This window comes from Gracilibacillus halotolerans, from assembly GCF_014206945.1.
Classification (GTDB): Bacteria; Bacillota; Bacilli; order Bacillales; family Amphibacillaceae; genus Gracilibacillus; species Gracilibacillus halotolerans.
In genome coordinates, this window is sequence record NZ_JACHON010000003.1 from 1 (window position 1) to 14,402 (window position 14,402).

Here is a 14,402-nt window from a genome sequence, read left to right on the forward strand (position 1 = left end):
AGCCATAGAATTAAATATAGACAATCTTTGTTTCAAGCGAAAAGTGTTCAAAATTAATTAGCAAAAAGTGTTCAAAACTACTTGACGGTTACAATAATCCAAAGAACCGTGAATCCTCCTACTATTATTAAACCAATTTACGTAATCAAATAACTCTAAATCCAGCTCTTCCTGACTAGAGAGAACTTTACCATGAACGAACTCTGTTTTAATAGTCTTAAACGTTGCTTCAGCTACTGCATTGTCATAAGGAGTCCCCTTTTCACTCAGTGAACGTTCAATGCCAAATGCGCCAAAACCTTCGTCAATCATTTTATTTTTGAATTCACTTCCACGATCCGTGTTAAACAACTGAAGTCGATTTAGATTGTATGTAACGGATGCAAAAGCTTTTTGTACAAGCTTTGCGTCCTTGCTGGGCCAGCACTATGACCAATAATTTCCCTATTAAATAAGTCTACCAACACGCAAATGTAATGCCATTTTTGTTGTACTCTTACGTATGTTAAGTCGCTCACAATCACTTTTAATTCTTCATATTGGTCAAATTCTCGATTTAATGTATTACCGATTTCAGATTCATTTACGGTAGTTTTTTTTCGGTTTAAACTGTGCTACGGTGTACTTCGAAACAAGTCCTTTATCTTTCATGATCCGCCCAATGCGACGACGTGACAATTTGATTCTTATCCATCCCAATACTTCCCTAAATTGTTTATTTTCTCACTCATTTCCTCGTTCATATGTCTTTTTGCCAATGCTTTTACTTCATTAAAATCGATATGTAGTGCGATTAAAATATTTATCAGCTTGCTTGCTCCGATATTTGTATATCTAGTTTCAAATTCCTCAATAGCCCTAGTGGATAAATTAACTACTTCTGCCAGGGCATCTCTTGTTCTCCCTTGAGCGATTCTTTCCTTTTTAATTAAATGAGCTAGTTCTTTTAACAATTCTTTTTCATTATCTGTTTGCATAAAAAATCCCCTTTTCTTCATTGTCAAAAAGAAAAGAGGTAATTAGGACACATTATAATGTGGTTTTTAGTAATAAAAGGTAAATTAAAGCTATTTTTGTATAATCTTTATTCATCATCGTTTCCACTTAAATAATGATTATTAATAGGAAAGTATCGTGTTTAAGGATTAGAAAAAATTAGAAGGTTATAGTTATAAGTCAAGGAATAGAAAACTCAATCGTAGCAGTAATATTTTCAAGCTGGATAGGACACATTATTAAATGGCAAAAGAAGGAGCAGAATGGGTTAAAGACGTCAATAAAGGGTAGATTAAAAACATGCCAGCTCATGGCTTTTATCATGATTGTTATAAATTTGTTAATAACTATGTATTCTACTTCAACTGCCTATTGCTTTTTCCTACTTACATTAGATTAAACAAAATGAATAATAAGAAGTTGGAGATAGTATGAAAGGTTGGCAATTTACTAAAACGCATGAACCACTCAAACTCGTAGAGCAAGAAGATCCGAAGGCAGCTGCAGGGCATGTAGTGATTAAAACTGGTGCAGTTGGTCTATGTCATTCTGATGTTGGGACTTTAGAAGATGAAGGTTGGATGGCATTAATGCACCCACCAGTTATTATGGGTCACGAAAATGCTGGAACCATTATAGAAGTTGGTGAAGGAGTTACGGATTATAAAGTAGGAGATCGTGTCGCGATATGTCCAACTGGACCATCTGGAAAAAATCCAGGGTACCATTATGATGGTGGTTTCGGGACAAAAATTCATGCACCAGCTGAGGATTTAGTTCATGTTCCTGATGAACTTTCCATCGAAATGGCCGCTTCAGCGACAGACGCAGGAATGACTTCCTACTCAGCGTTATTTAATATAGGACAAGCAAAGCCTGGTATGAACATTGCTTTAATAGGTATTGGTGGATTAGGTCAATTTGCATTACAAGCGGCTGTAGCAAAAGGAATAAAAAATATATATGCAGCTGATGTGAGTGAGAAGGCGCGTGAACTAGCCAAAGAACTTGGAGCAGTTGAAGTTGTAGCCGATATTAAAGATTTGGCGGACAAAGACTTAGACTTAATTGTAGATTATGCAGGTTTTGGAGTTACTACTTCCGATGCTTTAGAGATAGTAAAACCGGGTGGAACTGTTGTATTAGTTGGTATGGGGAAACTGAAAACTACGATTAATACAACATCATTTATAACAGGCGCTAAGCGATTATTAGCGAATGTTGGTGGGACACCTAAGGATATTGCGGAGATTTACGAATTAATGGCAGCGGGCAAATTAAATCCAAAATTAACGAAGATTGATTTTAAAGATATTCCTGAAGGTATTGAAAAACTAAAGGCTGGAGAAGTACAAGGCCGCTTAGTAGCCGTATATGATAATGAAGAATAAAATATAACAGTAAATAAGGAGGTTCTAAGCAGTAACAATTTTGCTTGGAACCTCCTTTAAGAGTTATATATAAGTGTTTCGGAGATTTTATATTTAGGCAGTTCTAATCGTTGGATTAATTATCTGTTGATAACACGACATTAACTTATGTCCTCGATAAACATTTCGTCTTCGGCAATCATTCGTAGTTCCTCTAGTGCTGCAATCATATGGTTCATTAGTTGCTTTCCTTTAAACTCATTTACTGTAAAGCTTGAGAGGTTAAGGGAAATCGAATGGTCCAAAATGAAGTAGGCTAAGCCATGACCATCCTCAACTACTGGCGCAAACATACGGGATCTAGCACCTGGATAAATCATTCCGCTTGTTGAAATAAAGTCATGTCGAAGCTTTACATAACCTTCATCACGGAATAGTTCTGGCAGTTCATTGATACCGAGTTGGTCACCAAACCGGTAATACATTTGTTCCAATCCAAATAAATGACGCTCCACCCCGAGTCCTTTTTGGCAATATTGAATTCGAGCTGAATGGGCATTACTCGCGATTTTCATCAAGGAGTATAATGTCTCATTGGATTCCTCTCCGCTTTCTATTGCTTCCACTAAGATACGTTTCTCCATACTTGTCGCTCGTGCGTTTTCAGTTCGTCCTTCATGGAAATATCCAACCGATACCGGCTCATAGACACTCTTGAATTCTCCGTACGTTCGGTATTGCGCGAGTTGTAAAGCCATATGGAAAAAGGCATCTGGACTTATTTGTAACTCCTTAATTTTCTCTGCGCCAAAGTCGTTAAAGGTTGTTTTCAATAGAGAGAACTCTTTACTCTGTGCTAGATATTTAAATCGTAGTTGTTCTAATCTTATTTTCACATCTTCTGAAAGGTCCCATTCCTTTTTTTCAATCCTCGGTGCTTCCGTACAACAATCCGTCTGAATCAGTTCTTTCTGCAGACCATTAAAAATATGGCCAACGACGGTGGAGACGGTCATCCCATCTACTGCAGAATGTTCAATATTAAAACCTACTTCGCCGTTTTTTGTTAGGACGATTTGAATTGTTTTATCAAAATGTTTATTGGTAGGGTGTAGCATCAAATTCTCAAGTGCCTCTTGGCTTGTCTCACTACATTCATCAATTGAAATGATGGCCAGAGAGTCGGCGATTGTTTGTAATGTATCGGCATTTACATTTGATTGCTTTAGCTTATTGTAAAGTTGTGCTGCTTCATCACGTTCAGCTGTTGTAAAAATACCGACATTGACACTGTCATTTTCATCTGCATCTTTTTCGAGTCTCGACTGTATTGCCGATGAAATCGCATCGATGGAATAGGGAATACCTTCTTCATTTGTCACTGGTACCTTATATACATTGTTCTTGTATAGAATCACGACATGATTGTCTTTTTTATCATGCTCAGCTACGTAAAATGTATCTTTATCGAGTTGAGGGATTCGAACGGAGCGAAATAATTTTGTATATTGTCCCATATCAAGGGGCTTTCCTTTAAAAAAGTGAGGTTCTAATGTTTCATCGATAATGCTATGGTAGAGCTCTCGCAGGAGAAAGCTAATTTTTCCCGCTATATCTGTTTGGTTCGCTTCTAACAGTATATTGAAATTAGAAGTGAGTGGTAGAGAGCCACGATGTTTTAGGTACATATCCTCCCACAAAGGAGTAAGCCAGCTTCCATCTCTTGCTTGATCCCATGCGCGTAATTGTTGCTGGAGCTTCCCTGCATCTCCACCTGGTCGGAAGAACTGATGGACTACTTGCCTTGTTTTTTCATATTGCTCGTTGCTAACTAACGGCTCAATCCATTCTAGTAGCTTTACTTTCGTGTGATTGAGTGGCGGTACAGGTAATTTTGGTAATGTGTGTTGATGAACAAATGTCTTTTTTATTTTTAATTGCTCCTTTCTATGATGCAAGTCTTCTGTAATACTTTGAATCTCTGAATAAGGATATAAATATTATTTTTCGGATAGTAAATAGGCTTAGCTATTTTACTAAGCTAGCATGTACATTCATTTGGATTAGGAATGTGACCTTAAAGGGTAGAACAGATGAGTTCGTGGACTCCTATCAAAATGTTTAATGGGGTATTTTAACCATAAAAAAATCTCCCTGCTAAGAAGAAAAGGAAAATTCCATATAGTTGTGTATTTGCTAAACATTTTTTAAAAGAGGATATTACGTTCGAGTAGTCTTATTATACGATAAAAAGCTGTTTTTTGCATGGATTACACTTTTTATCAGGGAACAGGAAATCGTCCCTGTCCCTATTGTTCTCGTGCTTATTTGTCTTTCTTATCGTTCGGTGAATTGGAATGGCTACTGTCGTGTATAGGAACATGTTTAAAGACTTCACCACTTTCCAAAAATTCAACGAGTCGATATAACCAATTATAGTAATCCTTCCATAATTGTATTTCCTGAGTGAGTTCGTCTAGCGTTTCTTCTTCATCATCGCTTAGTGAAGAGCTTTCGCCTAGTTTTGCTAACTCATCGCTAACTCTTTTTTCAAATACTCTGCTTTTATTAATGGCTTCACGCCAATTAGAAGTGAATAAGGAAATGAATACTTGATGATAATTATCTTCAACCATATAAAGGTCTTTTCTAACGCCTTTTTGAAACACCTTTTCGACAATGTTGTGTTGCACCATTTCCCGAATCACTTGACTCATTCTTGTTTTACTCATGCCTGTTCGTTCTGACAATTGATCAAGTGTCATCGGCGCACGATTCATATAAATAATCCCTAGTACGCGACCAACTGTTGTAGAAACACCGAAAGTACTCATATTATCTGCCGTTTTTTCGATAAATTTATCCCTTATAAGATCTAATTGTTCAGAATTTGTCCTGTTCATTAACACGATCACCTCCGAAAATTCCCAATATAAAAGTCACTATATCATATCTATTCATAAAAGAAAAAGTTGAAGCTAAAGCTCGTAAAAGCATCGATTCGTACGAGATTCGACGATAAATCGCTATCATACGAGCTTAATTCGTTTAAACTATGCAGTTTGTCCACTTTATAAACTTTAAACTTTACAGAATATATATTATGCTTAAGACATTCGTTTATTCCGAAATCTCAGCAACTAAGATATAAGAGAAAATATGTGAAGGGTCGAGCGTGAGATGTTATACGTGCTTTGTTAAAAAAATGTTTTTGCGCTTACCGTGCGCTTATCGGAAATATAAACCAAATCCATGCGAAGCTATATTTTTAACTTGGCAATAGATGCGTTATTCGTAATAAAGAAATAATGAGAAGGTGGTACGACTGAATGATTACATTGAAAAATGTTTATAAGCAATACGACGATGGATTTGAAGCATTAAAGAACATTAATTTAACATGCGAAGATGGAGAAATCACCGTATTAATCGGTCCAAGTGGTTGTGGTAAGACGACAACATTAAGACTATTAAACCGTCTTATCAATCCAACTAAGGGAAAAGTCTTAATCGACGATAAGGACATTTCTGAAATTAATCCAGTGACGTTAAGAAGAAGTATTGGTTATGTTATTCAACATATTGGATTATTTCCACACATGACGATTGCAAGCAATATAGGCGTTGTTCCGAGATTATTGAAATGGGATAAACAAAGTATTACAAAAAGAGTAGACGAATTATTAGATCTTGTTGGCCTCGAACCGGAGACATACCGTTCCCGCTATCCTTCCGAGTTGAGTGGTGGTCAGCAACAACGTATTGGTGTCGCTCGAGCACTTGCAGCTGAACCTTCTATCATTTTAATGGATGAACCCTTCAGTGCCCTAGATCCGATTAGTCGTGAACAATTACAAGATGAGTTGGTTCGTTTACAAAAGGAAATTAAAAAATCGATTGTATTTGTTACACATGATATGGACGAAGCATTAAAAATTGCGGATAAAATCATTCTGATGAAAGATGGTGAAATCGTTCAGCAGGGTAAACCTGAGGAGCTATTACGACGTCCTGCTAATGATTTTGTCAAGAATTTCATTGGGCAAAAGCGATTGGAAAAGGTAGAGGAGATTCCTGTTGCGAAAGAAGTAATGATTAGAAAGCCAGTAACTACCTATCCACGTAGAGGCTTAGCGGAAGCGATGAATGCGATGGAAAAGAAACAAGTGGATACGCTTGTTGTTATCGATGAAGAGCATCAGCTAAAAGGCTATGTTTCGATCTATGATGTCCTCCGCGAGTACCAAGACGAGAATAAACGAGTGGATGATATCTATCAGCCATTCGAACACACTATTGGTCCTGAAACATTACTTTCGGATGCGGTTGTGATTTTTAACGAAAGTAAGACTGGATACCTGCCTGTGATTACTGACGATAACAAATTAATAGGATTAATCACACGAGGAACGATTGTAGGGTATTTGGGAGATGTATATCCGTCCGTTGGAAACGGAGGGGTGTAAGTGAGAGATTACAACTATTTAACAGTGTTTGTAGACCGAGCACCAACTCTCCTTAATGCACTCGGAGAACACTTATTTATGACAATTGTAGCTGTTCTTCTTGGGTGTATTGTATCCATTCCTCTTGGGATATATCTAACGAGAACAAAGGTTGAGTGGATTCGTTCTACTACATTTACAATAGCGAATATATTTCAAACAATCCCAAGTTTGGCCATGCTGGGAATTCTCCTTCCGTTATTAGGAGTAGGACTTGTCCCTGCGATTGTTGCATTGTTTTTATATTCACTTATGCCAGTGTTGCGTAATACGTACGCAGGTTTTAATTCCATAGACCAAGGTGTTATCCAGTCTGCTATCGGTATGGGTTACAGCCCTGCACAAAGATTGCTTCAGATTGAGTTACCACTTGCAATCCCCTACATTATGTCAGGAATTCGACTGACAACAGTCTATATCATTAACTGGGCAACGCTAGCAACATTAATTGGCGCTGGTGGTCTAGGAGAACCGATTATCAGTGGCTTAGGTGTTTATGATAAACCGCTTATCTTTGCAGCGGCTGCATTATCTATGTTGCTCGCTCTTGCGGCGGACTTTTTACTAGGTCTATTGGAAAAGGCCTTTTTCAAGAAAAATTACGGAAAAAAGAAAAAACAAATGAACACGGAGGTTTAAAACAATAATGAAGAAAAAATTAATTGCGTTCTTTTCAGTATTAACTTTACTATTAGCAGGGTGTGGTTCCGGTGGAGATACCATCACAATTGGAGCTATTACATCAACAGAAACAAAACTAATGGCACACATCTATAAGCAGCTTATTGAAGATCAAACAGATTTAACCGTAGAAGTGAAGGAAGACCTTGCGACAAGTCCAGTAATTATTGAGTCAATGAAGGCGGGAGACTTACAAGGATCTATGCAGTATACAGGTACGTCGTTATCTTCATTCTTCGAAATTGAAAATCCACAAGATTCAGAAGCAACATTACAACAAGCTAAAGATGCATTTGCTGGAGATGAATTTAATTTCCACTGGTTTGATTCCCATGGCTTCTCTAATACGTATATCTTTACCGTAACAAGAGAGCTAGCGGAAGAACATAACCTTGAAAAAGTATCGGATCTAAAAGATATTGCTGGCGATTTAAGAGCTGGATTTGATACAGCTTGGCTAGAGCGTGAAGAAGATGGTTACCCTGCTTTTAAAGAAGTGTATGGTATTGAGTTTGGAGATACGAAACCGATGGAAATTAGCTTAGTATACGATGCAGTGAAAAATGGAGAAATGGACATCGTTCTGGCTTATTCAACAGATGCTCGAATTCCAGAGTATGATCTAGTGACGTTAGAAGATGACTTAAACTTCTTCCCGCCATATGATGCAAGTCCTGTCTTCTTACAAGAGACAATTGATGAATATCCGGAAATTGCAGATGCAATTGAACCATTACTAGGATTGATTGACGAAGAAATGATGGCAATCTTAAATGGTGAAGTAGACATTCATGGTAAAAGTCTAGAAGAAGCTGCAGAAGACTTCTTGGTAGAACAAGGCTTATTGGAATAGGAGGCTAACTATGAACGGGCTTATAGAATTCTTTCAATATTTAGGAAAGAACTGGGCTGACCTGCTCGCTTTAACGTTTGAACATATCGTAATGGTTGTTATTGGTATGGGCATAGCGTTAGTGATTGGGATTTTGCTTGGAATCATCAGCTCAAAAAACGAGAGGCTCGCTTCAATCATTTTGGCTGTTGCCAACCTTATCCAGGTGTTTCCAAGTCTTGCTCTCTTAACGGTATTAATGCTGTTTTTTGGACTAGGATCAAGTACAGTCGTGATTGCTTTAGTTCTCTATTCCTTACTACCAATTATTCGTAACACGTATGTTGGTTTGAAAGAAGTGGATGCGAGTACGACACAGGCAGGAACAGGTTTAGGGATGAATACGTGGCAAGTCCTTTTTAAGGTACAGTTACCACTGTCTGTTCCTTTCTTGCTAGCTGGTGTGCGTATTGCAATGGTAATTAGCATTGGTGTAGCGGCACTTGCCCCGTTTATCGGTGGTGGTGGATTAGGAACAACCATTTATTCTGGTATTAACTTGCGTGACCCAATGCAAATATACAGTGGTGCCCTGGTCGCAGCTGCTTTGGCTATTCTAGCAGACTATTTGTTAGGAAAAGCACAAAAAAAGTTTGATAAATCAAAAGCATAAAGCGAGAAATTCCTCGGATAACTATTCGGGGGATTTTTTTCCCCTCATCATATACATTGGAGAAATAACATCCATACAAACGGGGGCAAGTTTCCAAAAAAGTATTTATAAAATAATTTATCATGGTATAATATACCTGCAGTAAATTAGTTCTATATTTAAAATAATAGAATGAGTTTTAACCGGGGAGTCACATGAATTTTAATAGCCAACTTGAAACGACATCATTGAATAGAAGTGTTATTCGATGATGTCTTTTTTAAAATAGGAACTACTTTACTAGTAATTTTATAGCAGAATGCAATCATGATGGTATGAAAGCCAGGAGAGGGGTTCATGACAATGTATCAAGGACGAGAGGATTTATTGAATAATCTTGCGAGTTTAAAGAAAAATGGAAACTTGTTAGACAAGAATAATAAAAAAATAAGTAATTTACATAAAAAAATGTTAAATAAAACGAATTCAAGATTAAGGTTGTTTTTTCTTCTAATAACTTTAGGGCCGGTCTTTTTATTGTTTTTTATTGAGTCACAACGGATTCCTATATTAGATCCCATTATATTTGGTTTATTACCAAATCTTATTCCTGGATTTTGGCTTATTTATAGCTTGTTTGTTATTGGATTAATCGTTTTATTTTTTTACAGCATGTTTACTTTAGGTAGAGAGGATTCCTATTTAAGAAGGCTCCGCTTTGTAGAACGAAAGGTTGTAAAAATTCAGTCGAGTTTTGAACACAAAATAATAGAGCTTGAGGAACAGAATAATGAGATCGTTAACTCTAGCAATCTTGGTATACTACCAAAAAAATATAGGCGTTCTCGTGCGATTAATAAAATCTATGAATATATTGCTAACCTACATGCAGACAGCTTAAAAGAGGCAATCAGACTTTACGAGATAGAAGATACACAAATGAAGCAAGCTAGAGCACAAGCAGTGCTGGATTCGTTCGCTGCCTCGGATCGAAGACGGGCCGAACAAAAACAAGCTCAAGATATTGAAGCGTTAAATCGTAAGGTAGATAATTTGCAAAGATCTATACCCCGAAGACGCTATTAATTAACTAAAGAATCGCCATTCTGAATTGGCTGATTTAATTTTTCTAATATGAAACCCCTACTCATCCTGAGATAGGGGTTATTTTGCCTCTATAGCTCCAGCAACCTCTGAGACCGCATTTTTCATAAGCTCCGTTTAAGTTCTTCGAAGGAATGGGAACATAAAATTTTTAAATTGGAGAACCGTATAAATAAAGTTTTCCTCCTTATGTAAAATTTCTAAATTTTAGTGAAAATAGTGATTCCCATTTCTATTAAATGGATGTATAATATTCTGGTATTTTAACACGTAATTTAAAGGAGATTGACATGAGAAATGCTTCCATTATTCAGTTTCGTCATGTAACGAAACAATTTAATGATGAGACCGTTGTTTTAGACGATGTAAGTTTTGAAATTGAAGGTGGGAAGTTTTATACTCTGCTTGGTCCATCGGGATGTGGGAAAACTACCATTTTGCGATTAATTGCCGGGTTTATAGAACCATCCGAAGGTGAAATCTTTTTCAATGGGAAGAAAATTAATCAGGTACCAGCGAATAAGCGACAAGTAAACACGGTGTTTCAAGATTATGCGTTATTCCCACATTTGAATGTATTTGAAAATGTTGCTTTTGGATTACGAATTAAGAAAATGAAAAAGACAGCTATTGAAGAAAAAGTAAGCGAAGCTTTAAGTTTTGTAAACTTACAAGGTTATGAATATAGAGAGATTAGTGAAATGTCAGGGGGTCAGAGGCAGCGGGTTGCTATTGCACGTGCGATCGTGAATGAGCCGAAAATTATACTCCTCGATGAACCTTTATCGGCCCTGGATTTGAAGCTACGGACACAAATGCAATACGAGTTACGAGAATTACAACGTCGACTCGGGATTACGTTTATTTTTGTTACGCATGATCAAGAAGAAGCGTTGGCGATGTCGGATGAAATATTTGTTCTTAATAAAGGTAAAATTCAGCAGAGTGGTACGCCAATCGATATTTACGATGAGCCTATTAACCGTTTTGTTGCTGATTTTATTGGTGAATCTAATATTATCAAAGGGAAGATGATAGAAGACTTTTTGGTAGAAATCGCTGGGAAACCATTTGTTTGTGTGGATGGTGGTATGAATCCGAATGAGCCAGTAGAAATTGTCATTCGTCCAGAGGATTTGGAAATCAGACCAGAAGGTGAAGGAAAACTAAGTGTTACGGTTATTTCTCAACTGTTTCGAGGTGTGCATTATGAAGCCCATTGTCGTGACTTGGAAGGAAACGTATGGCTCGTGCATACGACAAAGAAAATCCAAGTAGGGGACAAGCTCGGATTAGACTTTAATCCTGAAGATATTCATGTCATGCGTTTTGATGAATCAGAGGAAGACTTCGATCGACGAATTGAGCAGTATACGGAGGATGAAAGCCTTGGGAAATAAATTCATGCGTAATGTGTATATGGTCCCATATATGGTATGGGTTCTCTTATTTGTTATTGCACCCATCTTACTCGTTCTCTACTATTCTTTCTTTGATATTCATGGGAACTTCTCTTTTATTAATTATGAGCGATTTTTTACGCCAGTATATTTAAAACTGACATTGAGCTCTTTTTGGTATGCGTTTCTCATCACGTTCATCTCATTACTTGTTGCTTATCCAACAGCGTATTTATTAACGAAGACAAAGCATAAACGCTTATGGCTATTACTAATAATCGTACCTTCATGGGTAAATTTATTATTAAAAGCTTATGCCTTTATCGGTATCTTCGGAGCATATGGAGCTGCGAATAATTTTTTAGAATGGATTGGAATCGGTTCGAGACAATTGCTGTTTACAGATTTTAGCTTTGTGTTTGTCACGGTATATATATTTATTCCATTTATGATTTTGCCAATATTTAATGCGTTGAACAGCTTGAACCCAGCACTATTGGATGCTGCGAATGATCTTGGTGCATCGAAAAGTACAACGTTTAGACGTGTCATTTTTCCACTCACGCTTGACGGTGTAAAAACTGGCTGCCAAGTCGTGTTTATTCCGGCATTATCCTTATTTATGATCACCCGCTTAATAGCTGGTAACCGCGTTATTACTCTCGGTACAGCGATTGAACAACATTTTCTCGTAACACAGGATTGGGGCATGGGATCAACTATCGCTGTGTTCCTTATATTAATTATGTTTCTCATTATCTGGTTAACTGGATTCAGAAAGCGAGGTGCATAAGATGCAAGGAAAAGCTTCACCAGCAGCTAAAATATTCTTAATGACCATTATCTTCATTCTTTATGCACCAATATTTTATTTAGTTTTCTATTCGTTTAATAGTGGCGGTTCCATGAGTGGTTTTGAAGGATTTACCCTTGATTGGTATCGAGAGTTACTTGGAGATACGCGCTTACTCATTATTGTGTTAAACACGCTTGTCATTGCTTTATTATCGGCATTGTTCGCGACGATGATTGGAACGTTCGGGGCAATTGGCATTCATGCATTAAAAAGAAGTAAAAACTCTATACTCGGTTTAAATAGTGTGTTAATCGTGAGCCCAGATGTCATAATTGGTGCCTCGTTCTTAATATTATTTACGATTGCTGGGATTCGCTTAGGCTTTTATTCTGTATTACTATCACATATTGCCTTTAGTATTCCAATTGTTGTGTTAATGGTGCTGCCAAAATTGGCGGAGATGAATCCTTCGCTCATTGATGCAGCGAAAGATTTAGGAGCTAGCAGGTGGCATGTCTTTACAAAAGTTATCTTTCCTTATATAACACCAGGGATTTTTGCGGGATTTTTTATGGCATTAACCTACTCCTTGGATGATTTCGCAGTAACGTTCTTTGTGACAGGTAACGGTTTTTCGACGTTGTCAGTAGAAATTTACTCGATGGCACGGCAAGGAATCTCCTTACACATTAATGCGTTGTCTACGATATTATTTCTCTTTACCATTTTACTCGTTGGGATTTATTACGTGATATCTCAGCGTAGTGGATTGAAGTTAGGAGGGTTCAGGCGATGAAAAAGTTAATGACGGCTTTTATAGCGATTACGCTTGTTTCTATCTTAATGCTTGTTGCAATTAATCGGCTAAATGCGGCCCAAGGATATTCAGGAGATGAAACGTTGACGGTTTTTAATTGGGGAGACTATATTGACGAGTATTTGGTAAGTCAGTTTGAAGAAGAAACGGGAATTACCGTCATCTATGAGACGTTTGATTCCAATGAAGCAATGCTGACGAAGATTCAACAAGGAGGGACAACGTACGATATTGCTATCCCTTCTGAATATATGATTGAAAAAATGTTGGAGGAAGACTTACTCCTTCCGTTAGAACATGACAAGTTATCCAATTTACATTATATTGACGAGCGATTTATGGATTTACCTTTTGACGAGGGAAATAAATACTCGGTTCCATATTTTTGGGGAACCGTTGGCATTTTATATAACAAAGAACTCCTACCAGACAAAACGTTCACGAGCTGGGATGATTTATGGGATGCAGACTTAAAAAATGACATCTTGCTTGTGGATGGTGCGCGTGAAGTAATTGGAATGGCATTGAACTCATTAGGTTATTCTCTTAATGATACGAACGAAGATCATTTACAAGAGGCATTGAAGAAACTCGAAACTTTAACGCCAAATGTAAAAGCTATTGTTGGTGATGAGAATAAATTACTGATGGCCAATAATGAGGCTGCTGTATCGCTTGCATGGTCTGGTGATGCGAGTGAGGTTATGTTTGAAAATGAGGCATTGGATTATGTGGTGCCTGAAGAAGGTTCTAATTTATGGTTTGATAATATGGTCATTCCAAAAACGGCAGACAATATCGATGGTGCACACCAATTTATTAACTTTATGCTCCAACCCGAAATTGCAGCGAAAAATACAGAATATGTGAGTTATTCGACGCCAAATAAGGCATCCTTAGAACTTTTACCAGACGAGATGGCTGAGGATGAACGATTTTACCCAGCACCAGAGCTAACCAATCGATTAGAAGTATACGAAAACCTAGGAAAAGATATGCTTAGTCTATATAATGAATTATTTTTACAATTTAAAATGCATAAAAATTGATGGAGCAAGGGCTTAGAGAATAAAATCTCTAAGCTTTTTTATGTGAGAGAGAACAAATCGAATAATTAATATATTTTTCAAATTATCAGACAATAAAGACAATAATATTGACAGAACTCACGATTCATCTTATACTAAAAGTAAACATTGTGAAACACTTCACAATATAAGGTGTACATCTTTACAAAGTGCTTTCTTTC

Annotated in this window: 13 protein-coding genes and 1 pseudogene; 10 read left to right on the forward strand and 4 right to left on the reverse strand. The window is 37.1% G+C overall.

Annotated features, from left to right (window positions below; translation table 11 throughout):
* Positions 1–57: 57 nt before the first annotated feature.
* Both GGQ92_RS05455 and GGQ92_RS05460 read right to left on the reverse strand, forming a co-directional pair.
* Positions 58–681 (reverse strand): annotated as a pseudogene (locus GGQ92_RS05455) (IS3 family transposase); the annotation flags it as partial.
* 5 nt (positions 682–686) lie between these two features.
* A complete protein-coding gene (locus GGQ92_RS05460; RefSeq protein WP_184245428.1) occupies positions 687–977 on the reverse strand; it encodes a helix-turn-helix domain-containing protein in 291 nt (96 codons plus the stop codon).
* 450 nt (positions 978–1,427) lie between these two features.
* Between GGQ92_RS05460 and GGQ92_RS05465 the strand changes: the two genes are divergently transcribed.
* Entirely contained in the window at positions 1,428–2,387 is a 960-nt protein-coding gene (locus GGQ92_RS05465; RefSeq protein WP_184245429.1) for a zinc-binding dehydrogenase, read from the forward strand.
* A gap of 140 nt (positions 2,388–2,527) precedes the next feature.
* Here the strand turns inward: GGQ92_RS05465 and GGQ92_RS05470 are convergent, their stop codons facing one another.
* Together GGQ92_RS05470 and GGQ92_RS05475 are read right to left on the reverse strand one after the other, a co-directional pair.
* Positions 2,528–4,324 carry a choline/carnitine O-acyltransferase gene (locus GGQ92_RS05470; RefSeq protein ID WP_184245431.1) on the reverse strand — a complete coding sequence of 599 codons (1,797 nt, stop codon included), beginning with the start codon at positions 4,322–4,324 and terminating at the stop codon, positions 2,528–2,530.
* A gap of 366 nt (positions 4,325–4,690) precedes the next feature.
* Complete coding sequence (locus GGQ92_RS05475; protein ID WP_184245433.1) at positions 4,691–5,269, reverse strand: GbsR/MarR family transcriptional regulator; 579 nt, start codon at positions 5,267–5,269, stop codon at positions 4,691–4,693.
* Between the two features lie 426 nt (positions 5,270–5,695).
* Between GGQ92_RS05475 and GGQ92_RS05480 the strand changes: the two genes are divergently transcribed.
* The 9 genes from GGQ92_RS05480 (at position 5,696) to GGQ92_RS05520 (ending at position 14,202) form a co-directional block, all read left to right on the forward strand.
* Entirely contained in the window at positions 5,696–6,832 is a 1,137-nt protein-coding gene (locus GGQ92_RS05480) for an ABC transporter ATP-binding protein (RefSeq protein ID WP_184245435.1), read from the forward strand.
* Positions 6,833–7,510: an ABC transporter permease gene (locus GGQ92_RS05485; RefSeq protein ID WP_343068770.1), complete on the forward strand. Its 678-nt coding sequence runs from the start codon at positions 6,833–6,835 to the stop codon at positions 7,508–7,510.
* Between the two features lie 7 nt (positions 7,511–7,517).
* A complete protein-coding gene (locus GGQ92_RS05490; protein ID WP_184245437.1) occupies positions 7,518–8,405 on the forward strand; it encodes a glycine betaine ABC transporter substrate-binding protein in 888 nt (295 codons plus the stop codon).
* Positions 8,406–8,415: 10 nt separating this feature from the next.
* On the forward strand, positions 8,416–9,057 hold the full coding sequence (locus GGQ92_RS05495) for an ABC transporter permease (protein ID WP_184245439.1): 642 nt from the start codon (positions 8,416–8,418) through the stop codon (positions 9,055–9,057).
* 336 nt (positions 9,058–9,393) lie between these two features.
* Positions 9,394–10,122 carry a hypothetical protein gene (locus tag GGQ92_RS05500; protein ID WP_184245441.1) on the forward strand — a complete coding sequence of 243 codons (729 nt, stop codon included), beginning with the start codon at positions 9,394–9,396 and terminating at the stop codon, positions 10,120–10,122.
* 308 nt (positions 10,123–10,430) lie between these two features.
* Complete coding sequence (locus GGQ92_RS05505; RefSeq protein ID WP_184245443.1) at positions 10,431–11,540, forward strand: ABC transporter ATP-binding protein; 1,110 nt, start codon at positions 10,431–10,433, stop codon at positions 11,538–11,540.
* On the forward strand, positions 11,530–12,333 hold the full coding sequence (locus GGQ92_RS05510; protein ID WP_184245445.1) for an ABC transporter permease: 804 nt from the start codon (positions 11,530–11,532) through the stop codon (positions 12,331–12,333). The genes GGQ92_RS05505 and GGQ92_RS05510 overlap by 11 nt, the downstream gene beginning before the upstream one ends.
* Before the next feature lies 1 nt (position 12,334).
* A complete protein-coding gene (locus tag GGQ92_RS05515) occupies positions 12,335–13,132 on the forward strand; it encodes an ABC transporter permease (protein ID WP_184245446.1) in 798 nt (265 codons plus the stop codon).
* Positions 13,129–14,202, forward strand: a complete 1,074-nt coding sequence (locus tag GGQ92_RS05520) for an ABC transporter substrate-binding protein (protein WP_184245448.1) — start codon at positions 13,129–13,131, stop codon at positions 14,200–14,202. The genes GGQ92_RS05515 and GGQ92_RS05520 overlap by 4 nt, the downstream gene beginning before the upstream one ends.
* Positions 14,203–14,402 lie beyond the last annotated feature (200 nt).